Consider the following 22487-nt stretch of genomic DNA (forward strand, 5'->3'; position numbering starts at 1 on the left):
AATGACTGCACCAGCGCACGCACGGACGCTCGCGGAGGCCCGGCTGTATCTCGCGCTGACCGTGGACGGGACCGGCGAGGAGGCGCCGCCGGTCGAGGGGCCCGAGGCGTGGACGGTCCGGTCGGGCGGGGTCGAGGTGCTCGTGCCGTACGCGAGCGAGGCGGAGGCCAGGGACGAGGGGGAGCGGTTCGGCGTCGGCCTGTCCGAGCTGATCGACCCCGGCCAGTGGCGGCTCGCCGGAGCGGGGTACGCGCGCCGCGCGCTCGCCGACGACCTCGAGTACGCCGAGGAGCCGGGGGACGAGAGGCTCTTCCAGCGGGTGGTGCGCGGCTGGGAGACGGCCGGGGACGCGCTCGGGGAGGCGCTCAAGTTCATCCCGCCCGGTGAGGACGAGGTGCCCGCCGAGGCGTTCTGGACCGAGGCGGGGCTGGCCGCCCGCGCGGCGGAGCCCGAATCCTTCCTGCGCGACCGGCTGGCCGGCGACATCGCGTTCTACCAGCAGAATCTGGACGACTTCCGCCGCCTGCACGGCTGACCTACCTGCCGAGCGGCACGATCTACCTGCCGAGAGGCACGGGCACGCGGGCGGCGGCCGGGTCGAGCGCCGGGCCCTCCGGGATGAGGTGCAGCAGGTGCGCGGGCACCGGCGTGGCGTCGGAGACGTCGTAGCCGAGCTTCGGCAGCAGGTCGGCCGAGGCGACGGCGAACCTGCGGCCCTGGTCGGTCACCAGGGAGTAGTTGGTGATCGACCCGAGCTGCCCCTCGCCCGGCAGCAGGCCGGCGACCGCCGCGGATCCCGGCGGCAGCAACACCTGGTCGAAGGTCTCCTGGCCGCCCGGGGTCCTGGGCGTGGGGATCGCGATCGAGGCGCCGGTGGTCAGCGTCGCCCGTGTCGAGCCGTCGCGGGTTCCGGCGTAGACCGCGCACAGCGGTGCCGTGGAGGCGGGGGAGACCACCGTGGGCATCGTCTCGGGCAGCCCGCCGCCCAGCACGCTCTGCTCGGAGGGCGAGGCGTTGGCGGTGGCCGCGTCGATCGGGACGGCCCGCGGGGGACGCTTGCCGTACGCCGCCTTGATGCCCGGGTCGGCCAGCAGGAGCGTCGCCTGGGTGACGGTGATCGGCGCGAGGCCGTCGGACAGCAGGACGTACCAGCGGGCCGGGGCGCCTCCGAGGCCGGGCACCGTGAAGACCTGCCCGATCGCCGCACTGACCCTGCCGTCGGGACCCCGGACCTTCCTGCCCAGGTTCCGCACCGTGGGCCCGCTGAAGTCGGGACCTTCGGGAACGGCGTTGAGCCAGGTCGCGGGCACCTTTCTGGGCTGGGCGTTCAGGGCGCTCACCGCGCTGGAGCTCGCCCGCATCCGCCGGTCGCCCCAGACGACCCACTTCTGCCGGCCGTCGTCCACGACCATGGTGCCGCCGCCGAGCGGCCTGCCGCCGACGTCCACGCCCCCCACCAGAGTGACGTACGGGCGGGGCGCGCCGGTGGCGTCGGGACCGTCCACCACGCACACCGACCACGGCCCGTGCACCAGCTTGGCTTTGGCCGGCAGCGAGTCGGGCGCGCCGGGGATGCCGACGAGCGGCCCGCGCGGCAGCTCGGCCAGCGAGGCGGCGGAGACGTCGCGCACCGTCACGTCGGCGGTGTCGAGCAGCAGCCGGGCGGAGACGTAGTTGGCCACGGGCAGCAGCACGCGCTCCTGCTGGCTGTAGACATAGGTCGCGCCGGTGTCCTGCTCGACGAGAAGCTGACCGGGCTCGGTGAGCTTGGTCGCGCCGCCCGGCCTGATCACGCCCCAGATGCCGAAGACGGCGAGCAGGAGCACCGACAGCAGGACTCCGCAGAACGTGGCCAGGGTGTGCCGCCGCATCGGCGACTCCGCGACGTCCGGCTCTCCCTGCAGCAGGGCCTGGCCAAGGCGCTGCTGCATCAGCCGGTGTGCCTGGTAGAGGTCCTTCCGGGTCTGCACGCCACCTCTCCCGCCGCGCCAGAGGGAACGGTGGCCAGCATATTGATCCGGCGGCGTCCCTGTGATCTCCACGGTGTCCCGGCGGCCCCGCGTTGACGTGAGTCGTTGAAACTTGTACGGTTACAGCCGTCGATGTAACGCAAATGGTTACATCGGTCCGAAAATCGATGGAGGATCGTCATGGGTCAGCTCTCGGGCAAGGTCGCGATCGTCACCGGCGGCACCACGGGCATCGGCCTCGCCACCGCCAAGCGCTTCGCGGCCGAGGGCGCACAGGTGTACATCACCGGCCGCCGCAAGCCGGAACTCGACAGCGCCGTCGAGGAGATCGGCTCGAACGTCATCGGGATCCAGGGGGACGTGGCCGACCTCGCCGACCTCGACCGGCTCTACGCGGCCGTCGCCCAGCGCGGCCACCGGATCGACGTGCTGTTCACCAACGCGGGCGGCGGCGAGTTCGCCCGGCTGGAGGAGGTCACCGAGGAGCACTTCGATCGGACTTTCGGCGTCAACGTCCGCGGCCTGCTCTTCACCGTCCAGAAGGCGCTGCCGCTGCTCAACGAGGGCGCCTCGGTGATCCTGCCGGGTTCCACGGCCGCGACGACCGGAACCGAGGCGTTCGGCGTGTATGCCGCGACCAAGGCCGCCATCCGGTCCTTCGCCCGCACGTGGGCCAACGAGCTCAAGGGCCGCGGCATCCGGGTCAACGTCATCGTCCCCGGGCCGATCGACACCCCCGGAGTCGCCGGCCTGGCTTCGGACGAGGAGCAGGCCGGTCAGCTCAAGGGCGTATGGACGAGCCGGGTGCCGCTGGGCCGCATGGGGCGGCCGGAGGAGATCGCGAGCGCGGTGCTCTTCCTGGCCTCGGACCAGAGCAGCTTCACCACCGGCGCCGAGCTTTACGCCGACGGCGGCATGAACCAGGTCTGAGCCGGCCTCCCGCTCCCGGCACAAGCCGGTCGGGCTCCTACAAGGGGCCGACCCAAGTAAGCCCAAACGAGCGCGGGAGCGCACGGGGTGATCACCTGCCGGCGCCGGGGTCCACGACCAGGTCGTGGTCGGCGATTACCGACCGGCGGGTGCCGCGTCCACGGGAATGGTGGCGAGCAGCGCGCGGGTCTCGGCGACGACGCGGTCAGCGAAAGCAGGGTCCTGGACTTGAGCGGAGCCAACCATCGGCTTGCCGGTCTCGTCGTAGTACACCCCTGTCCGATCCGACCCGTCGGTCAGTACCTCGGTGATCACCCGGGCGGCACGCTTCGGGGTGCTCCAGTATTTGATGAGAGGCGCGAGCGGCGCGGCGACGTACTTCGCCAGAAGCCGGGCAACGGCGTTCGCGTCGCGGCCGAGGCCGGTGCCCGGATTGAAGCCCGGTTCGACCGCGTTGAAGCGCAGCCGCGGAATCTCACGCGCGAACGCGAGCACGGTCGCGAGGTTGCACTGCTTCGAGGTGGCGTAGGCGTCGAAGCCGGCTTTGGACGAGCCGCCGGGCTGCCATTCGCCGCGCAAGCCGGCTTCTGCCGAGATGTAGCGCCCGCCGCGGAAGCCGGCGGCGACCGCGGGCTTCCGCTCCGGATCCTCGACGCCGGAGCAGACGAACACGACGTTCGCACCGTCGGGAAGGTGCGGAATGAGCGCATCCGTCAGTGCGAATGGTCCGAGGTGATTGGTCGTGAAGGCGAGGTCCCACCCCTGTGCGGTCTGATCGGCGTGCGTCGGCATGATGCCCGCGTTGTTGAGCAGGCCGGCGATCGGAAGACCGAGCGCGACGATCCGTGCGGCCGCGCGCCGCACGCTCGGGATGTCGGAGAAGTCGCAGACCACCGATACCGCGTGAGCCTGGGGCCGCGCGTTGATCTCGGCTTCGACCTCCGCGAGCTTGTCCGGGTCGCGGCCCACCAGCACGACGGAGCCGTGCTCGGCGAGCTTGAGCGCGGTGCGCCGGCCGATTCCGGACGTCGGCCCGGTGATGATCCACGTCCTGGGGGGCGATGTGCTGCGGCTGGAGTTCGGCACGTGAGTTCCCTCGCGGTGGAGATTATGGGGATCGATGGAGATCAGGCGGTGGGGGCGGCGGAGGAGCCCGCCAGCACCCGCCAAATGGCTTCGAACGCGACACTGCCGCAGGCCTCGGCCTCGGCAGGCTCGCGGATCATCTCGTCGATCGTCGCCTCGGCGATCGCGTTCACCAGGGTCAGGACGAAGCCAAGCGGCACGTCCTGCATCGGCCCGTTGGCCCGGCTTCGTTCCAGCAGGTCGGCGATGCGGCTGAACGCCAGGCTCGCCGCCCGGTGGCTGTCGGCGGTGATGTCATCCGCCACTTGGAGCTGTGCGAGCGCCCGCCGCTTGTCCGGGTTGGCCGTCGCCCAGCGCCACCACTGCGTCCACATGTGGCAGACCTGCTCGCGGGGTCCGTCCCCGGCGCGGAGATCGGCGGTTGCCGCGGCGCCCATCTCCGTCTTCAGAGCGACGTAGAGCTCGTTCAACAGCTCCGCTTTCGTGTCGAAGTAGGTGAACAACGAACCATTGGAGACGTCTGCCTCCTTCGCGATCGCCGCTGTGGCCGCCCCGAGCCCCTGGGACGCGATGACGCGGGTCGCCGCCTGCAGGATCGCGTTACGCCGTTCCTCACTCCGTGGTCTGGGCATGACTCGACGATATAAGAGAGTGTCTAGTCAGTCAAAAATTGAGCCGCACCTGTTTACGATCATCTGAATATCTGACTGGGCTTACCTGGGCTGGACCCGTTCCATCCGCCCTCACCCCGGGCGGGCTCGCCGCCTATCCCCTCTGCCGCGCCAGTACGTCCCGCAGCACGTCGGCGATGGTGGTGGCGGCCAGTTGCTTCCTCATGGCGTCCTCCAGGCCGTCGTACACCTGCCGCAGCGTCGGCTGGATCCCGGAGCCGACCGGACACGACTGGTTCGGCTGCGCGTTGTGCATGCCGAAGAGGGCGCCCTCGTCCAGAGCCTCGTACACGTCCAGCAGCGTGATCGACTCGGGGTCCCGGGTGACGACCCAGCCCGCTCCGGTGCCTCGTCTGGCCTCCACCAGGCCCGCCTTCCGCAGGTCGCCCAGGCATCGCCGGATCACGACCGGGTTCGTGTTGACGCTGCCCGCGATGCGTTCCGAGGTGGCCACTTCGCGGCCTTCCCTGTGGTCGAGCACCATCCACGTCAGCACGTGCACCGCGACCGTCAGCCTGCTGTTCGCACTCATCCGCCCGCCCTCTTCTTCTTGTAACTCATAAGGTTACGACGCCGTGCGGCCCGCTTGTCTCTCGGCGGCGTCGAGTGCGGGCGCGAGCGGTGCGAGCATGGTGCGCAGCAGGTCCGGCAGGGAGCCGGACGGCAGGACGAGTCCGCTGGGCGTGGAGGACGCGACGGTCGTCTGCAGCCATTGCCCGAGAGCGAGGCGGACCGCGGCGGCCACGCTCGCCGCGAGCACGCGGGCGGTGTTCCGGTCGGTGTCGCCGAGGCGTTGGGCGATCGCGTCGCCGAGAGGGTGTTCGATCGAGGCGGCGGCGTCGACGAACTCGTCGCGCAGTGCGGGTCGGGCGGTGATCAGCAGTAGCGCGTCGCGGCCGGGTTCGCCGGGGTCGGTGTACTGGTCGACGACCGCCTCGATGACGGCCTCGGCGAGGCCGACGTCGGCGGGCCGCTCGGCCACGGCCGCCGCGACCCGGGCTTCCCGTTCGCCGGTGATGGCGGCGACGATCGCCTGTTCACGGCTGGAGAAGTAGTTGTTGTAGGTCCGGGGGGAGACGCCGGCCGCCTCGGCGATGTCGTCCACGCGCACGTTGTCCGGCCCGCGCTCGAGAGCCAGCCGCAGTGCCGCCGTGCGCAACGCCTCTCGTGTGGCCTGCTTCTTCTGCTCGCGCAACCCGGTCGGTCGTGTCTCCACCGTCCCAGCATTCCCGAATCGATGCGTGTGCGCAAACTTGCGTGCACGCAACTTTTCTCCATAGTCTGCCTCCCGTCAGGGGGATGGCCCAGCGGCCGAGGCGTTTCGTCGCTCCATCCGTCCTGCTCTCGTCAGGGCGAGCAAGGGAGAACACGTGATCACCGATGTCGTCATCGCCGGCGGCGGCCCGAACGGGCTGATGCTGGCCTGCGAGCTGAGCCTGGCAGGGGTTCGGCCGGTCGTGCTGGAGCGGCTGCCGGAGATGAGCGAGGAACCGAAGGCGAACGGGCTGCTCGGCCAGGTCGTGAGGATGCTCGACCACCGGGGGCTGCACGAACGTCTCAGCGGCAGCCCGGCGCCGCCGCAGCCGAACACCGCGTACTTCATGTTCGGCGCACTGGGCCTGGACCTGAGCCTGCTGGAGGACAGCCCCGTTTACGCCCTGCCGGTGCCGCAGCGGCGCATCGTGCAGGTCCTCCAGGAGCGCGCCGTCGAACTGGGCGTGGAAATCCGGCGGGAACACGAGGTCGTCGGCGTGTCCCAGGACGACGACGCGGTCACCGTCGATGTCGCGACCCCGGACGGGACGTACCAGCTGCGGGCCCGGTACCTCGTCGGAGCGGACGGAGCACACAGCGCCACCCGCAAGCTGTCCGGCATCGGGTTTCCCGGCGTCACCTACGACCGGATGACCGTCTACTCGGCGCACGTGAACCTTCCGGCGGACTGGGTCGATCCCGCGACCGGCGCGCTGAACGTGCCCGGCTACGGCGCTGTTCTGCCGTTCCTGCCCCACCGCACGGAGCACGGCGGGTTCTCCTACGCGCCGATGCCCGGTCTCCCGCCGCTGGTCAGCACCACGGAGTGGGACCTGCCCGAGGACGACGCCCCGATGAGCCTCGACGTGTTGCGGACGAGCATCCGCCGCGTGCTCGGCGTCGACGTGCCGCTGGGCGCGCCCGACGGCCCGGGGCCGCACGTGCTGCGCCGGCTGACCGGCGGCAACACCCGGGTCGCCGACCGGTTCGCCGACGGCCGGGTATTCCTGATCGGCGACGCCGCCCACGTGTACGCCGCGACCGGGGGAGGACCCGGGCTCAACCTCGGCCTGCAGGACGCGGTCAACCTCGGCTGGAAACTCGCCGCCGTGATCAGCGGCGGCGCTCCTCGGGGACTGCTGAACAGCTACGAGGCCGAGCGACGGCCCGCCGCCCACCGCATGATCCTCAACGCGCAGGCGCAGGCGGCCCTGATAGCCCCCGGCGATGACGTCACCGGACTGCGCGAGCTGTTCACCGAGCTGCTCCGCGACCGAAGCACCGTGCGGCGCCTCGCCGAACTCGTCGCCGGCGCCGACGTCCGCTACGAGATGGGCGAATCCGAGGCGCATCCGCTGGTCGGCCGGTTCGCGCCGGACCTGGAACTGCACACTTCGGCCGGGCCGGTCCGGCTGGCCGAGCTGACCAGAACCGCACGCCCCCTGCTGCTCGACCTGACCGGCCGAGCGTCGCTGGCGCAGACGCTCGGCCTGCGGCACGACCACGTCGATATCGTCACCGCGCGCCCCCAGGGTCCGGCGCCCACCGCACTGCTCCTTCGCCCGGACTGCTACGTGGCCTGGGCATCCGCGTCACCCGAACCGGATCCCACGGAGGTCGAAGCGCTTCGGGCGGCCCTGCGGCGATGGTTCGGGTGACGCAGGCTTTCCGGACGTTAGGAAAAAGCGGAATGGAGCGGTGGAAAAGCCAGAATCTCCCCGGCTTTGATATAGCCGCTCGGCATAAGGGGTTCACATGATTGACGAAGGATTTACGGTGAGGGCGGCCCCTTTGTCGATGAAGGAGTGACTGGATGAGTAACAGCTTGCTCGGCGGCGACCCCGCGGAGATGCAGGGCATGGCCGCGCAGTTCAGCCAGCAGGCGGACCAGGTTCGCGCCACGATGGCCAACCTCGATCGTGAGGCGGCCAAGGTCGGCACCGCCTGGACCGGCCCCGGCGCGCAGCGCTTCCACGACGCCTGGCAGAGCTATCGGGCGGCGTTCCAGCGCATGGCAGAAGAGCTCAACGAGGCATCCCGAGTCATCACGACCTACCGCGGCAACATCGAGTCCGCCACCCGCTGATAGCCACCCGTGGCCTCGGGCCGCCGGATCGTCATGCGCGTCATGGCGTCCGGCGGCCTTTTGGTGAGAACCGGTGCTACCGGCGCTGAAGCGAAAACCGGTGCTTTCGCCAGAACCGGCGCCGCGCGCTCCGCGGGTGCCGGTGCACACTTGGTTCAGTCCAACCGGAAAGCCCGCATGACCGGCGGCCGGCGCTCGCTCAGCCTTCCTCGTCGCGTTCCTCGTCGTTCCCGCGCAGGCGGAGCGCCCGCTCGGCGATCCCGCTGGAGAGCTTGCCCGTGACCGATCGGGCCCGCCCGAGGGTCTCGTTGCCGAGGTTCCTGGCGGCGTCGACGCCCTCTGCTCCTGTCTCGAGCACCTTGTCCCTCACCTCCGCGGCCGCGTCCACCCACCGTCGCGCTTCCAGTGACTGGCGGCCGCGCTCGATGCCGAGCCGCCCGTGGAAATCGACGACGGCGATCGCGACACGGTCGCTCGAACGCACCACGGCCCGGGACGCGGCCGGGTGCAGCAGCACCTTCGCGTTGGCCGTGCCGGCGGCCGCTTCCATGCGGGCCATCAGACGCTCGGTGCTCCGCGCGATGAGTTCCAGCCGGTTCTGCCGGGCGGCCCGAAGCCCGAGGCGATGCCGGTCCAGCTCCTCCGGAGCCGCGTCCAGCACCCGGTCGAGTTCGAGCACGGCGATCGCGTCCTGCAGTTGGAAGCATCGAGCCAGGACGGCGAGCCACTCCTGCACCTTGGACTCGGCTTCCCCGGACGCCCTGGCGAGATCACCGATCTTGGTCTTGTCCTCCATCTTCCCCGCGAGCGCGTCGAGTTGCCGCAACACGTACGCCTGGGTCCGTGCGATCGTCACCGACGTGGCCTGCACCTTCGACCACGTCACCTCGGAGACCCGGCCCACCTGCTCGCGGATGGTCATGGCCTCCTCGACCACGAGGTCCACTCCGATCATGTCCGCCAGCACCGCGTCCTTCTGGGCGCGGAGCACGTCTTCGACCTTCTCGTCGATCGCGGCGAGATAGTCGGTGATCTCGTCCATGGTCTGCCGCATGGCGAGCTGCGCCATGATCCCCGCGGCGCCGGCCAGAAGCGCCGGGTTGGCCAGAAGCGATCCGGGCCCCTTCGCGAATTCGACGAATCCCTTTATCTGGCCCTTGTTCCCCTTCAGCACGCCGGAACTGAGACCCGACTTCGCGCCTTTCCTCAGCCCGTACTTGTCGACAAGCTGCGCGGACTCCTTGGTCAGCTGCACCCAGCGACCTGAGTTGGCGGCAATCTTGGAACCCGCCTGTGCGGCTCCGGCCCCGGTCTTGAGAACAGATCCGAGCCGTTGCAGTCCGAGGTCCTTCGACGGCAGTCCCTCGGAGACCAGGAAGCGTTCGACAGCCGTCGGATCTCCGATGACCGCCAGTCCGTCGCCGTCACTGATCAGCTGAATCTCGTCATCCATCATGGCTCCTTAGGTGTGGGCAGGCAGGTGGGGATGTCAGTCCGGCACCGCGGCCTGAATCGGGGTCGCGGTGCCCGAGACGACCAGCAGACCCCGCCCGGGAGGCCCGCCGACCGCGCCGCGCGGCAGCCGTACGGCGAACAGGTCCCCGTCGGCGGGGCTCTGCACGTTGAGCAGCAGACCGGTCCTGCCCTTGCGCGCCTCGGCCGCGAACCCCCGGTAGGCCGTCGCCAGGTCGCCCGTGGCCCCCGCGACGAGCAGGCCGTGCTCACCGTCCCTGCCGGTGCGCAGGATCTCGTCCAGGGCCAGGCCGAGGGCGGAGTCCGGCGAGATGAGTTCCGCGTCGTCCACGGCCACCACGTAGCGCTCGTGCCCGGCGACCAGCGCCAGCGGGTCGAGCGCGCCCGGCAGGCCGCCGAAGTCGTCGGTGCCGCCCCCGCTCACGCTTCTGGCGTTGCCGTCCAGCACCGCGAGCACCCCGGGCGTCCCCGCGAGGTCGCGCAGCGGGCTGCGGCGCGGGGTCACCATGAGCACGGGCGTGCCCCGGTCGAGGAGCGATCGCGCCGCGGTGACGAGCGCGGACGACCGTCCGGAACGCGGCGGCCCGGCGATCACCGCGGCCGGGCCCTGGCCCTGCAGGTCCACGCCCATCGGGGCGAGGGCGTCGCCGCCCGCCCCGAGCAGCGCCCACAGAGCCGACGGCGGCTGGTGCGAGGGGGCCAGGTCGAGCGCCTGGCCGGCCGTGATCCGCATCGGCAGCGCGTCCACCCGCAGCGGCGGCTCCGACGGCCAGGCCCACTTCCCGGGGGTGTCCGAGCCGCCGAAGCGCGCGGCCGCCGTACGGGCGAGCTCCTGCAGGACGGCCACCTGCGCGGGGCCGGAGGGGTCGTCGCACAGCAGCGCGATCTGGCTCTCCGCCAGGCCGTGCTCGCCGACGGCCAGGGCCCTGCCCGGGGGCATCGAGCTCGGCAGGTCGCGCATCGGCAGCCCGGCCAGCCCGTAGTCGGCGGGGTCGGCGAGGCGTAGCACGAGCCGGTCCTCGAAGACGGTCGAGATCTGCCCGAGCAGGCCCGACCGGTCGGCGGTGACCACGGCCCGCAGCCCCACGGCCGGTCCCTCCCGCAGCAGCTGGAGCATGGCGTCGACCAGCCGCCCGTAGTCGTAGTTCTCGAACGCGGCGACGTACCCCTCCCAGCGGTCGACGAGCAGCACCATCCAGGGCAGCGCGCCCACGCCCGTGCGATCGCGGGCGGCCCGCGACCTGGCGGCGGCGCGCGCCTCGGCCAGCGAGGCGTACCCGGCCTCGGCCAGCAGGTGCTGGCGGCGCCCGACCTCCGCGCGCAGGCGGGTCAGCAGCCGCTCCATCCGGTCGAGCTGGTCGCGGGTGACCACCGCGCCGCAGTGCGGCAGCGCGACGAGCGGCAGCAGCGCGCCCGACCCGCAGTCGACGGCGTGGACGTGCACGTCCTCCGGAGAGGCGCCGGCCGCGATCGAGCCCGCGATCGTCCGCAGCGCGCTGGAGCGGCCGCTGCGCGCGCCGCCCGCGATCAGCAGGTGGCCGCCGTGCCGCATGTCCAGCGCGAGCGGGCGCCTGCCCTGCTCCCACGGCAGGTCCGTCACGCCGAACGGCAGCGGCGGCACCTCCTCGAACCCCGGCCGGTACGGCGCGGCGCCCGCGAGCACGTCACCGGGGGAGTCCGCGGCCCCGACGTCGAGGACGACCTGCTCGGGCAGTGGCGGCAGCCACGGGCTCGGCTGCCGGGGCAGGTCGCTGCCGGCCTCCCGCAGCGCGTCCACGAGCAGGGCCAGGTCGGTGCCGTCCCCCGCCTGGGCGGGCGGGGCGGGCAGCGGGTGGCCGAGCGCCTGCCAGGGCAGGTCGAGGACGCGGACGTCCTCCCCGGCGTCGGCCGCCCGCGCGCCGGGGGTGCCTGTGCCGGGGGTGCCTGTGCTGGGGGTGCCTGTGCCGGGAGTGCGCGGCTGAGGAGTGCGCCCGCCGATCCTGGCCGTCTGCACGGCGACCGGCGCCCCGGAGCCCGCCCGGACGTAGCAGCGGCCGGGCGTCGTCCGCGAGATGTGCGCGGCGTCCGGCACGTCGATGACGTCGGAGGACTCGGTGGCGTCGGTGACCCGCAGCGCGATCCTGAGCGAGGTGTTGGCCTGGATGTCGGCGGTCACCACGCCGCCGGGCCGCTGGGTGGCGAGGATCAGGTGGATGCCGAGCGAGCGGCCCCTGCGCGCGATGTCGACCAGCCCCTCGACGAAGTCGGGCAGCTCCGTGACCAGGGCGGCGAACTCGTCGATGATCAGCACGAGCCGGGGCAGCGGCGGCAGGTCCTTGCTCCCCGCGCTCTCCGGCACCGGCGCGGCGAAGATGCCGCCGCCGCGCGCCCGCCGGACGCCGCCCGCGCCGAGCACCCAGGTGGCGCCGCGCGCCCGCTGGTAGTCCTCGATGTCCTTGGCCCCCGCGTCCAGCAGCAGGCGCTCCCTGCGCCGGATCTCGGCGGCCAGGGACGACAGGGCGCGCTGGGTCAGGTGGCCGTCGAGGTCGCTCACCATGCCGACCGTGTGCGGGAGCCGTACGCACTCCTTGAAGGCGGCGCCGCCCTTGTAGTCGATGAGCACGAACGTCATCTCGTCGGGCCGGTTGGCCACGGCGAGCGAGCAGATCAGCGTCTGGAGCAGCTCGGACTTGCCCGCGCCGGTCGTGCCGGCGACCAGGGCGTGCGGCCCGTCCCTGCTCAGGTCCACCTCGAACGGCCCGTCCGGTCCCACGCCGATCAGGGCCCTGGTCGTACGGCCCTGCCGCTCGGTCAGCGCTGCGGGGTCGAGGGGCACCTCCAGCAGGTCGAGCAGGCGGACCGCGTCGGGCAGGGCGGCCGAGGGGTCGTCGCGGCTCACGTCGCGCAGCGGGGCCAGCGCGCGGGCCAGGCGCTCGGCCCAGGACGGCGAGACCTGGTCGGCGCGGATGCCGGTGATCGGGTCGAGCCCGCCGCCGTGCAGGCGGACCCCGCCGTCGCGATCGCAGGACACGACCGTCGCGCACTCCTCGGGCAGCAGCCGCTCGTCGTCGTCGAGGGCGATCGTGTAGACCCCGGCACGCGGGCCCTGCCGCAGCACCTGCGGCATGCCGGGAAGGCCGCGCAGCACCTGAGCGCCGTCGAGCACCACGAGCACGTCGAACGGCCGCTCGTCGTAGGTCGCGAAGGCCGGCTCGGCGGGCCGGTTGCCGCTCGGGCTTCCCAGGTCGTCCCAGCCCGCGGGGCCGCCGGACAGGCGGGCGCCGCGCGGCACCCCCGGGTAGGGCCCCGAGCCGTTCTCGGCGTCGAGCCGTTCGGTCACCAGGGCGGCGAGCTCGGCGACCCGGCGGGCGGCGGCCTCGGGATCGGCGCCGACGAGCGCGGCGCAGTCGGACGACAGGGCGCCGCCGCGGGCGGCGTCCGGCGCGCAGTGCGGCAGCCAGCGCACCCAGCCCCACTGACGGGCGCCGTCGGCGTTGGCGGACAGCACCACGATGGCCAGGTCGCGCGGGCTGTGCAGGGCGGCGGCCTGGCCGACGAGCCAGCGCGCGCAGCCGAGCGCCGCGTCTCTGGGGCCGGTGAGCCCGGCCACGCCGAGACGCCGCATGACGAGCGCGACCGGGACGTCGTGGCAGGTGGGCGGCTCCCGGCGCGGCACGTCCTGGGGCGTGCCGCTCTCGGGCTCGAACTCCAGGTCGGCGGGCAGGTCGGCCAGCCCGATGCGCAGCCGCAGCGCGTCGCGGTCGTGCACGCGGCGCTCCCACAGGCGGCGGCGCGGGCCGGTCGCGGTCAGCAGCACCTCGGCCGGGTCGGGCGCGCCGCCGCGCCTGGCCTCCTCGTCCTGCCGCACCGCGCGGGCCACCTCCTCCTCGAAGGCGGCCATCCGCTCGCGGTACGCCTTGACCGCCCGGCGGTGCTTCTTCTTGCCGTGCCTGCGGTCGCTCACCCACTGGCCGATCATGATGAGCGGCGTCATGAACGCGACCAGCAGGTAGTACCAGGTGCGGGTGACGACGGCCATGACCACGCCGAGGACGGCGGGCAGCATCGCGGCCAGCAGTTGCAGCCGCATGCCCTCGCCCCGCTTCGGCTCGGCGGGGACGGTGAACCGCCGCTGCCGCTCCGGCCGCTGCAGGCGCGGCGGGCGGTTGTAGGCGAGCCCGCCGTCGGGCAGCGCGTCGAGGTGGGCGTCCGGCGGCAGGACCGGCCCCAGAGCGAACACGGAGCCGCCGCAGGCGAGCATGCCCCCGGCGGGCCACGGCGCCGCCTTCGTGAGCGGCTCGCCCTCCAGCCGGGCCACCGGGTCGCCCCCGGAGACCGCGGGTTCCACGGTGGCCGTGCCGGGGCCGATCCGGACCACGACCGCGACCGGCGGCATCCGAGGATCGGGCACGGAGACCGCGCAGGCGGGGTCGGCGCCGATCGCGTGGGCGCCGAGCCCGATCCGGTGGACGGTCCCCGCGCCAGGCCCGCCCACCACCCGCAGCTCCGCCGGGCCCGCCGGCTCCTCGGTCACCGTGGCCGCCGCGGCGTATCCGTCCAGGGCCACCAGGTCGCCATCCCTGAGCAGGCCGAACACGGGAGCGTCCGGGTCGATCGGCCGGCCGTCGACCCACAGCTTCACCTCACCGGACGGCCGGGCCTGCCGATCCCCCCGGTCCAGGTCGTACGGCGCGCGGGCGTGCGGGAGCCGTACGACGTTGGCGGGCCGGGCGGAGGCGCCGTCGAGGGTGGCGGCGAGGACGGCGGCCGTGGTGCTCTCGTCGCCCTCGACCAGTACGTCGCGGCGGCCGTCCTCGCTGACCACGGTGAGCGTTATCCGCATGCGCGAACTCCCAGAAGGCGGTTGTGCGACGGCCTCGCGGAAAGCGTTTCATCCCGGGACGTTCCCGTGAAGATCTCCGGGTATGCGGGCCGCGCGACCCGAGGGGACACGCTAGCCGCGACTCCCGCGCTCATCCGGGCGTTTCCCGGAATGGTTGACTTCCTCCCGGCCCTCAAGCTAGAGAACCGGGCTTCCCGCCCTCGCGGGCTGGGCTTCCTGCTTCACCGCCGACCGCCGAAGGGAGGACCCTTGCGGACTCACGTCAGCTCCACAGGCGGACACCGCTCGACCAGCGGCCAGGATGTTCTTGGCGGCGTTGACGTCCCGGTCGTGCCGGGTGCCGCAGCTCGGGCACGACCAGTGCCGGGTGGACAGGGAGAGTGCGGTGAGCAGGTGCCCGCACACGCTGCACGTCTTCGAGCTGGGATACCAGCGTTCGATCACGACCAGGGTCCGGCCGTACTTGGCGGTCTTGTACTCCAGTTGGCGGCGGAACTCCCCCCACCCGCAGTCGGAGATGACCCGCGCCAGGCAGCGGTTGCGGACCATGCCGCGCACGTTGAGGTCTTCGATCACGATCAGGTCGTGATCGCGGACCAGCCGCGTGCTGGTGCGGTGCAGGAAGTCGGCGCGGGCGTCGGCGACTCTGGTGTGGGCGCGGGCGACCTTCGCCCTGGCCTTGGCCCGGTTGTTCGACCCGCGCTGCTTGCGGGCCATCCTGCGCTGGTAGCGGGCCAGATTGCGCGCCTTACGCTCCAGATGGCGCGGGTTGGGGATCTTCTCACCGATGGACAGGACGACGAAGTCGCTCACGCCGAGGTCGATCCCTGCTTCATCGCCGGTGGCGGGCAGCGGCTCAGGTCCGGTAGCGGTCTCGGCCTCCACCGCCAGGGAGGCGTACCAGCGGCCGTCAGGATCGCGGGAGACGGTCACCGTCGTCGGCTCGATCGTGGCAGGGTCGACCTCGGGCCAGGACCACACCAACGCGATCGGGCCGTCCATCTTCGCCAGGTGCAGCCGCCCGTCCCGCCGGCGGAACGCCGACCGGGTGTAGGTCGCGCACTGGCGACCGTGCCGGGACTTGAACCGCGGGTAGCGAGCGCGTCCGGCGAAGAAGTTCGCGAACGCCGTGTGCTGGTGCCGCAACGTCTGCTGCAGGGGGACGCTGGAGACCTCGTACAGGAAGTCGTGGCCGCCGTCGCGTTTCAGCTCGGTCAGATACCGGTCGGTCTGCGCGTAGGAGGTCGTCACGCCGTCGGCGCGGTAGCGGGCGTGCCGCCACGCGAGGACCGTGTTCCAGACCAGGCGTACGCAGCCGAACGTGCGGTTCAGCACCGCGGCTTGTTCGGGGGTGGGGTAGACCCGCACCTTGTAGGCCGTACGCATGTTCGCATTTTACGATGGCTTTGCCTAACCGTCAGCGGAAGCGGCAAAGTCGTGAGCGCTTGGTGCTCTGGGCTGTCCCGGCTTCGCCGGGCCATCCCCTGTGGGTCCGGATTTCTTCCGACCCTGAAGGACCGGGCTTCCTCCCGAGGATCCGGTAAGGGTGCCGGTAATCGCGCGCTTCGTACGACGCCGTCGTGACATGCCTTCCGCGTATGACTTCCGTCCGCCATGGCACGAACGGTGTGAATGCTGTGACAACCGGGAAAGAAGTGTAAACGTACTATCACGAAATGTCGTAAGAGTAAAGCCTTGTGTTGATATGGCGATAGATCCACTCCCGTTGACAGGCGTATTCCTAACGGATAAGCATGGGTCGCCGCTTCACGGCACTTATGGCGGCGAGAGCTGGCCATAATGGAGTGAATTCGCAACAATCGGCACGACCATAAATAGATTCGAGCGGCCCGAAAACAGATGGGCGCCCTCATCCCTGGGAGTCCCCCACCCATGAGGATCAGCGAGAAGACGTCGCAGGACGGCCGGGCAGACGTACGGCCGGGCCTGTCCGGGCCGTCCTCACGGAAGCTGCCCGTCCCGCCGAGGGAGCGCAAACCCGCGCTCGCCGCGCTCGCCGTCCTCCTCATCCTGGGCGGCGCGCTGGCCACCACGCTGCTGGTCATGCGCAGCGGCGACCGCGTCTCGGCCGTGCAGATCACCCAGCAGGTGGGTGCCGGGCAGCTCATCCCGGTGTCCGCGATGCAGGAGGTGCAGATCGCCGACACCGGCGTCGACTACGTCCCCTACCGGTTCAGGGATCAGGTGGCCAGAACCTACGCCGCGGTGACGCTGCTGCCGGGCACGCTGCTCACCCAGCGGATGACCGCCACGGGATCCGACCAGGTCGGGCCGGGCAAGGCCAAGGTCGGCCTCTCGCTCAAGGCCGGCCAGATGCCCACCGACCTCAAATGGAGCGACGTCGTCCAGGTGATCTACGTGCCCGCGGCCGGCCGGGGGTCCGCCACCGCCCAGCAGAAGGTGCTGGCGACCGCCGCCCGCGTGGTGAGCGCCTCTCCCGGGCGGTCCGGCGGCGGGCTGGTCACGGTCGTCGTCGACACGTCGATCGCGCCCGCCATCGCCCAGTACGCGTCCAGCGGCGAGATCGCCCTCGTCACGCTTCCGGGGGTCAAGTGACGTGGCGCTGATCGTGCTCGCCGCCGACAAGGGGGCGCCCGGCGTGACCACCGCGGCGACCGCCCTCGGCGCCGTGTGGCCCCGCCCGGTGCTGCTGGCCGAGTGCGACCCCTCCGGCGGCGACCTCGCCTACCGCCTGCCCGGCGAGGACGGGAGCGTGCTGAACCCCGGGCGCGGCCTGCTCAGCCTCGGCGCGGTGGCACGACGCGGGCTCCACGCCGAGCTGATCTACGAGCACACGCAGCGGCTCGTCGGCGGCCTCGACGTGCTGACCGGCCTGACCAACGGCGAGCAGGCGGCCGGCCTCACCTGGCTGTGGGGCCCGCTCGGCCGGGCGTTTGCCGCCCTGCCGCAGGCCGACGTGCTCGCCGACTGCGGCAGGCTCGGGCTGCACCCCCAGACCGGCGACCTGGTGGCCGAGGCCGACCAGGTGGTGCTGTTCACCCGGGCCAGCCTCGACCACGTCGCCCACCTGCGTGAACGGCTGGCGCTCATCGGGCGGAAGGTCGGGATCGTGGTGATCGCCGACCCCCGGTCGTACCGGTCGTCGCTGGAGGAGATCCGGCGCATCGTCTCGGGCTGGGACGTCGCCTTCGTCGGCGGTCTCGCGTACGACCCGAAGGGCGCCGAACTGCTGCGCGGCCAGTGGGGCGGGCGGCTCGACCGCAGCCTCCTGATCCGTACGGCCAGGGAACTGGCGACGCGCCTGGCCGCACAGCTGGCCGCGGGCGATGAGACGGCGGCGCGGTCCGCCGCCGCGGCGAGGGGAAAGCCGGAGGTGCGCTCGTGAACTCCCAGCGGCGGCCGATCGACCACGGTCTGGTGAAGCGGTTCCGGCAGGAGGTCGGCGACCGGCTGGCGCACCAGCGGCGGCTCGACCAGGCGAGCGGCCTGCCGCCGATGTCGGGGGAGGACGAGCGGCAGTTCGCCCGCGCGCTGATCGCGCAGGTGCTGGAGGAGCACGCGCGCAGTGAGATCGGCGTCGGGCGCACCCCACCCACGGCCGAGGAGGAGGAGGCGCTGGCGGCGGGCATCCACGCCGCGCTGTTCGGCGTCGGCCGTCTCCAGCCGCTGCTCGACGATCCCGAGGTCGAGAACATCGACATCAACGGCTGCGACCGGGTCTTCGTCGGCTACGCCGACGGCCAGGAGCTCATGCAGGATCCCGTCGCGGACTCCGACGAGGAGCTCGTCGAGCTGATCCAGATCCTCGCGGCGTACTCGGGCCTGTCGTCGCGGCCCTTCGACACCGCCAACCCGCAGCTCGACCTGCGTCTGCCGGACGGCTCCCGCCTGTCGGCCGTCATGGACGTCACCGTGCGGCCGGCGCTGTCGATCCGCCGCGCCCGCCTCGGCAAGGTGTTCCTCAGCGACCTCGTCGGGAACGGCACGCTCACGCCCGAGGTGGGCCGGTTCCTCACGGCCGCCGTGGCCGCGCGCAAGAACATCATGATCGCGGGGTCGACGAACGCGGGGAAGACGACCCTGCTGCGGGCGCTGGCCAACGAGATCCCGCCGCACGAGCGGCTGATCACCGTCGAGCGCGCGCTGGAGCTGGGGCTGGACCAGTTCCCCGAGCTGCACCCGAACGCCGTGGCCTTCGAGCACCGCCTGCCCAACGCCGAGGGGCAGGGCGAGATCACGATGGCCGAGCTGGTGCGGCGGTCGCTGCGCATGAACCCCTCGCGCGTGATCGTCGGCGAGGTGCTGGGCGACGAGATCGTCACGATGCTCAACGCGATGACCCAGGGCAACGACGGGTCGCTGTCGACGATCCACGCCAACTCCAGCATGGAGGTGTTCAACCGCATCGCGACGTACGCGTTGCAGGCCGAGGAGCGGCTGCCGATCGAGGCCACCCACATGCTGATCGCCGGGGCCATCGACTTCGTGGTGTTCATCGAGAAGCGCAACGACTATCACCGGGGAGGCACCCTGCGCCGCTACGTGTCCAGCGTGCGGGAGGTCACGGGCTGCGACGGGCGCGTGCTGTCCTCGGAGGTGTTCGCCATGGCGGGCGACTATCTGGTGCCGCACGCCCCGATCTCCTGCGCGGACGAGCTGGCCGCCCACGGGTACGACCCGGCGCGGGGAGCGTGGCGATGAACGGCCCGGCGGCCGCGCTGCCCGCGCTGCCCGCCGACGTCCTCGATCCCCTGGCGCTGCTGGCCGGGGCCGCGGCGGGCGGCGGGCTCTTCCTGCTCGCCCTGGCCCTGTACGGCGTGCGCCCCCGCCCGGCCGCACCCGACGGCAGGGCCCGGCGGCTGCGCCTGCTGCGCACCCTGTCCACGCGCTCGGCGATCGCGGCGGTGACGGGTGTCGTGGTGCTCGTGGTGACCGGCTGGCCGGTCATCGCGGCGGGAGCCGTACTGCTGGTCCTGGCCTGGCGGGGCTTCACCGGCGGCGCGGCGGAGGAACGGGCCGCCATGCGGCGCCTGGAGGGCCTGGCCGCGTGGACGGAGTCGCTGCGCGACACGATCGCCGGTGCGGCCGGCCTCGAACAGGCCATCCCCTCCTCGATCCGGGCCGCGGCCCCCATGCTGCAACCGCACCTGCGTGCCCTGGTCGACCGGCTGCACACGCGGATGCCGCTCGCCGACGCGCTGCGGATGTTCGCCGACGAGCTGGACGACCCCTCGGCCGACCTCGTGGTGGCGGCCCTGATCCTCAACTCGCGGCTGCGCGGGCCGGGTCTGCGCGACGTGCTGTCCGCCCTGGCGGTCTCGGCCCGCGAGGAGCTGGACATGCGCCGGCGCGTGGAGGCCGAGCGCAGGTCAACCCGCAAGAGCGTGCAGATCGTGGTCGGCACCGCCCTCGCCTTCGCCGCCGCGCTGGTCGTCTTCAACCGCTCGTACGTCGAGGAGTACAACTCCTACCTCGGCCAGGCCGTGCTGGTCGTGGTGGCGGGCCTGTTCGGCGCGGGGTTCGCCTGGATGCGGCGGCTCGCCCGCTTCGACAAGCCCGCCCGGATCCTCGCCCCACACCACCGCGCCGCACCCCCCACCTCCACTGGGGTGATCGTGCAGAAAATCGCAGGAAGGGGCGGTGAGCTGCTCCATGACCAGCCGTGATCTCGCAGTTCGTCGCAGCGACGGCCCGCGACCTGCGGCCTCACCCTTCGTGTTCATGCGCGAAAACGCGCACGAGCCGCCTGCCGGGCGCGTCGTCGTACGTGATCTCGCAGGCGAGCGGAGGTCGACGTGATCGAAACAGTGGTCTGCGGAGCGGTGCTCGGCCTCGGGCTCTTCCTGCTGGTGCGGGCGCTGTTCCCGCCCCGGCCCGGCCTGACCGCGCGGCTCGCCGCCCTCGACCAGGCCCGCGACGGCCAGGGTGTGCCGCGGGCGCCGCTGATCGCGCCGGAGGAGGACGTCAGCGAGCTCCGCCGTACGCTCGGCCTGCGGCTGGCCCGGTTCTACGCGGCCAGGGGATGGGAGGCGCGGTCGGTCAAGGCCGACCTGGCGCTGCTCGGCAAGTCGTTCGAGGGGTTCCTCGCGACCAAGCTGCTGCTCGGGGTCTCGGGCCTGCTGGCGTTCCCGATCCTCGTCGGCTGGCTCGCGCTGATGGGGTGGGGCGTCTCGGTGCAGGTGCCGCTCTGGTCGGCCCTCGTCGTCTGCGTGATCTTCTTCCTTCTGCCCGACGCGCAGATCCGGCGGGACGCCGCCGTACGGCGCCGGGACTTCCGGCACGCCGTGGGCGCCTTCCTCGACCTCGTCTCGATGAACCTGGCGGGTGGCCGGGGCGTCCCCGAGGCGCTGATGATGGCGGTCGCCGTGGGCAGTCCCGTCACCACGCCCGGGGCGCTGAACGGCGCCGCACACGGTGGGGTGCACGGTGGGGTGCATGGTGGGGTGCACGGCGCCGCCGCCGCAGCCACCACCGCCGGCTCCGCAGCCGCGAACGGAGCCGGGCACGTCCCCGGCTCCAATTGGGCGATGGACCGCATCCGCGAGGCGCTGGCGAACGCCAGGATCGTCGGCATCACTCCCTGGCAGGCCCTCGGCCAGCTCGGCGACGAGATCAACGTGGACGAGCTGCGGGACCTGTCGGCCGCGCTCGGGCTCGTGGCCGACGACGGCGCCAAGGTCCGTTCCTCCCTCACCGCCCGCGCCGCCACGCTGCGCCGCCGCGAACTCGCGGAGGTCGAGGGCAAGGCGGGCGAGCGGTCCCAGTCGATGCTCGTCGCCCAGCTCCTGCTGTGCGCGGGCTTCGTGATTTTCCTCAGTTTTCCCGCAGCCATGAAGATGTTGGGGGCCTGATGCTCTGGTTCCACTATTTGATCGCCGTGCTCCACGTACGGCTGGACCGCGCCAGGAAAGCCCCGTCCAGGGGAGCCTCGGCGGTCGAATGGGTGATCATCACCGCCATCATCGCCGGGGTCGCGCTCGGCCTGGCCACGCTGATCAGGCAACTGGTCGAGGAGCGGCAGGCCGACATCCAGAACAGCTTCAGTGGCGGCGGTAGCGGTGGCGGTGGCGGTGGCGGCGGTGGCGGCGGCGGTGGCGGCGGCGGGGAGTGACGAGGACCGGGGACGTGGCGACCGTACGGGCATGGCGGCCATGCGCGGCCTGACGAGCGCGCACGCCCCGGCCGTCGTGCGGCACGCGAGCGTGCCGTACGGTCCCCGGCCGCGGCGAGCGGGCCGCGGCGAGCGGGCCGGATGGAGCAAGCGGGCCGAGCGGGCCGGAGGCGGCGAGCGGGGCGTGCGACGCGAGCAGGCCGGATGGAGCAAGCGGGCCGAGCGGGCCGGAGATGGCGAGCGGGACGTGCGACGCGAGCGGGGCGCCACGGTGATCGAGCTGGCCATGCTCATGCCGATCGTGCTCGCCGTCGTGCTGCTGATCGTCCAGGTCACGCTCTGGTTCCACGGCCGCCAGGTCGCCGACGCCGCCGCACGAGAGGGCGCGCGAGTCGCCCGCGCGGGCGGCTCCGACGGCTGGCAGGAGGCGGCCGAGGGCAAGGCGCGGCAGATCGTGCAGGCGATCGGACCGCAGTTGTTGAAGAACGCCCAGGCACAGGCATGGGAGCAGGGTGACCAGCGCGGTGTGGAGATCACCGGCAGCGCCGTTCAGGTCGTGCCGCTCCTGCCCGAGACGACCTTCACGATCACGTCACGCTTCGGCGGGCCCATCGAGTGCTTCCGCCCCGACGACGGCTCGGACGGTTGCGAATGACCCGGACCCCGCCGCGCCCCCGGGAGCGCGGATCGATGACGGCCGAGACGGTCATGCTGGCCCCGATCTTCCTGCTCTTCCTGCTGTTCCTCGTCGGCGCGGGCCGTGTCGTGGAGGCGCAGGGAGAGGTCAACGGGGCCGCGCGGGACGCCGCCCGGGCCGCCTCCGTGCAGCGCACCGAGGCCGAGGCCGAGTCGGCCGCCAAGGAGGCCGCCGAGGCGGCGCTCTCCGGCGACTGCTCACCACAGGTCAGCATGTCCGGAACCGAGTGGGACATGGACGGCACGGTCCGGACGACCGTGACCTGTGAGCTGAACCTCGACTTCCTCGGGTTCGGCGCCACGAAGCAGATGTCGGGCACCTCGGTCGTGCCGCTCGAACGGTATCGGAGGGTGCAGTGATCGCCCCGCGTCGGTGCCCCGGTCCTGCGGCTTCGGGCCGTACGGC

Annotated in this window: 20 protein-coding genes; 12 read left to right on the forward strand and 8 right to left on the reverse strand. The window is 72.3% G+C overall.

The features are described 5' to 3' along the window. Position 1: 1 nt before the first annotated feature. Positions 2-535: a hypothetical protein gene (locus ACQPZZ_RS07235; RefSeq protein WP_363639601.1), complete on the forward strand. Its 534-nt coding sequence runs from the start codon at positions 2-4 to the stop codon at positions 533-535. A gap of 22 nt (positions 536-557) precedes the next feature. Here ACQPZZ_RS07235 and eccB read toward each other — a convergent pair whose 3' ends face one another. Next, on the reverse strand, positions 558-1970 hold the full coding sequence (eccB, locus tag ACQPZZ_RS07240; RefSeq protein WP_432930076.1) for a type VII secretion protein EccB: 1413 nt from the start codon (positions 1968-1970) through the stop codon (positions 558-560). Between the two features lie 180 nt (positions 1971-2150). Here eccB and ACQPZZ_RS07245 point away from each other — a divergent pair, with 180 nt between their 5' ends. Further along, positions 2151-2900, forward strand: coding sequence for an SDR family oxidoreductase (locus ACQPZZ_RS07245; RefSeq protein WP_432930078.1), 750 nt, complete (start codon positions 2151-2153; stop codon positions 2898-2900). A 135-nt stretch (positions 2901-3035) separates the two neighbouring features. Here ACQPZZ_RS07245 and ACQPZZ_RS07250 read toward each other — a convergent pair whose 3' ends face one another. The 4 genes from ACQPZZ_RS07250 to ACQPZZ_RS07265 form a co-directional block, all read right to left on the reverse strand. Continuing rightward, the gene (locus ACQPZZ_RS07250) at positions 3036-3986 is read right to left on the reverse strand and encodes an SDR family NAD(P)-dependent oxidoreductase (RefSeq protein WP_432930079.1); all 951 of its coding nucleotides are present in this window, start codon (positions 3984-3986) and stop codon (positions 3036-3038) included. Positions 3987-4027: 41 nt separating this feature from the next. Continuing rightward, the gene (locus tag ACQPZZ_RS07255) at positions 4028-4618 is read right to left on the reverse strand and encodes a TetR/AcrR family transcriptional regulator (RefSeq protein WP_432930080.1); all 591 of its coding nucleotides are present in this window, start codon (positions 4616-4618) and stop codon (positions 4028-4030) included. Positions 4619-4751: 133 nt separating this feature from the next. Next, positions 4752-5189: an Rrf2 family transcriptional regulator gene (locus tag ACQPZZ_RS07260; protein WP_363639607.1), complete on the reverse strand. Its 438-nt coding sequence runs from the start codon at positions 5187-5189 to the stop codon at positions 4752-4754. A 33-nt stretch (positions 5190-5222) separates the two neighbouring features. Then, positions 5223-5873, reverse strand: a complete 651-nt coding sequence (locus ACQPZZ_RS07265) for a TetR/AcrR family transcriptional regulator (RefSeq protein ID WP_432930081.1) — start codon at positions 5871-5873, stop codon at positions 5223-5225. 154 nt (positions 5874-6027) lie between these two features. Here ACQPZZ_RS07265 and ACQPZZ_RS07270 point away from each other — a divergent pair, with 154 nt between their 5' ends. Together ACQPZZ_RS07270 and ACQPZZ_RS07275 are read left to right on the forward strand one after the other, a co-directional pair. Further along, on the forward strand, positions 6028-7569 hold the full coding sequence (locus ACQPZZ_RS07270) for an FAD-dependent oxidoreductase (RefSeq protein ID WP_432930082.1): 1542 nt from the start codon (positions 6028-6030) through the stop codon (positions 7567-7569). A gap of 155 nt (positions 7570-7724) precedes the next feature. Next, positions 7725-7997, forward strand: a complete 273-nt coding sequence (locus ACQPZZ_RS07275; protein WP_169986113.1) for a WXG100 family type VII secretion target — start codon at positions 7725-7727, stop codon at positions 7995-7997. Positions 7998-8196: 199 nt separating this feature from the next. Here ACQPZZ_RS07275 and ACQPZZ_RS07280 read toward each other — a convergent pair whose 3' ends face one another. The 3 genes from ACQPZZ_RS07280 to ACQPZZ_RS07290 form a co-directional block, all read right to left on the reverse strand. Next, the gene (locus ACQPZZ_RS07280; RefSeq protein ID WP_432930085.1) at positions 8197-9450 is read right to left on the reverse strand and encodes a hypothetical protein; all 1254 of its coding nucleotides are present in this window, start codon (positions 9448-9450) and stop codon (positions 8197-8199) included. Positions 9451-9486: 36 nt separating this feature from the next. Continuing rightward, positions 9487-14292 carry an FtsK/SpoIIIE domain-containing protein gene (locus ACQPZZ_RS07285; RefSeq protein ID WP_432930087.1) on the reverse strand — a complete coding sequence of 1602 codons (4806 nt, stop codon included), beginning with the start codon at positions 14290-14292 and terminating at the stop codon, positions 9487-9489. Positions 14293-14469: 177 nt separating this feature from the next. Next, positions 14470-15678 (reverse strand): RNA-guided endonuclease InsQ/TnpB family protein, encoded by a 1209-nt coding sequence (locus ACQPZZ_RS07290; protein WP_432930089.1) that lies wholly within the window; start codon positions 15676-15678, stop codon positions 14470-14472. A gap of 507 nt (positions 15679-16185) precedes the next feature. Between ACQPZZ_RS07290 and ACQPZZ_RS07295 the strand changes: the two genes are divergently transcribed. The 8 genes from ACQPZZ_RS07295 (at position 16186) to ACQPZZ_RS07330 (ending at position 22441) form a co-directional block, all read left to right on the forward strand. Further along, positions 16186-16869: a hypothetical protein gene (locus ACQPZZ_RS07295; RefSeq protein WP_432930092.1), complete on the forward strand. Its 684-nt coding sequence runs from the start codon at positions 16186-16188 to the stop codon at positions 16867-16869. Position 16870: 1 nt separating this feature from the next. After that, positions 16871-17659 carry a MinD/ParA family ATP-binding protein gene (locus ACQPZZ_RS07300; RefSeq protein WP_432930094.1) on the forward strand — a complete coding sequence of 263 codons (789 nt, stop codon included), beginning with the start codon at positions 16871-16873 and terminating at the stop codon, positions 17657-17659. Continuing rightward, positions 17656-18975, forward strand: coding sequence for a CpaF family protein (locus tag ACQPZZ_RS07305; RefSeq protein WP_363639620.1), 1320 nt, complete (start codon positions 17656-17658; stop codon positions 18973-18975). Before ACQPZZ_RS07300 ends, ACQPZZ_RS07305 begins: the two co-directional genes overlap by 4 nt. Continuing rightward, positions 18972-19940 (forward strand): type II secretion system F family protein, encoded by a 969-nt coding sequence (locus tag ACQPZZ_RS07310; RefSeq protein WP_432930096.1) that lies wholly within the window; start codon positions 18972-18974, stop codon positions 19938-19940. Before ACQPZZ_RS07305 ends, ACQPZZ_RS07310 begins: the two co-directional genes overlap by 4 nt. Positions 19941-20069: 129 nt before the next feature. Then, positions 20070-21125, forward strand: coding sequence for a type II secretion system protein (locus tag ACQPZZ_RS07315; RefSeq protein ID WP_432930098.1), 1056 nt, complete (start codon positions 20070-20072; stop codon positions 21123-21125). Next, positions 21125-21385 (forward strand): hypothetical protein, encoded by a 261-nt coding sequence (locus tag ACQPZZ_RS07320; protein WP_432930100.1) that lies wholly within the window; start codon positions 21125-21127, stop codon positions 21383-21385. Before ACQPZZ_RS07315 ends, ACQPZZ_RS07320 begins: the two co-directional genes overlap by 1 nt. Beyond that, on the forward strand, positions 21318-22040 hold the full coding sequence (locus ACQPZZ_RS07325) for a TadE/TadG family type IV pilus assembly protein (RefSeq protein ID WP_432930102.1): 723 nt from the start codon (positions 21318-21320) through the stop codon (positions 22038-22040). Before ACQPZZ_RS07320 ends, ACQPZZ_RS07325 begins: the two co-directional genes overlap by 68 nt. A 35-nt stretch (positions 22041-22075) precedes the next feature. Then, positions 22076-22441 (forward strand): TadE/TadG family type IV pilus assembly protein, encoded by a 366-nt coding sequence (locus ACQPZZ_RS07330; protein WP_363639630.1) that lies wholly within the window; start codon positions 22076-22078, stop codon positions 22439-22441. The last annotated feature ends 46 nt before the right edge of the window (positions 22442-22487 follow it).

Source organism: Microbispora sp. CA-135349 (assembly GCF_050947365.1).
GTDB lineage: Bacteria > Actinomycetota > Actinomycetes > Streptosporangiales > Streptosporangiaceae > Microbispora.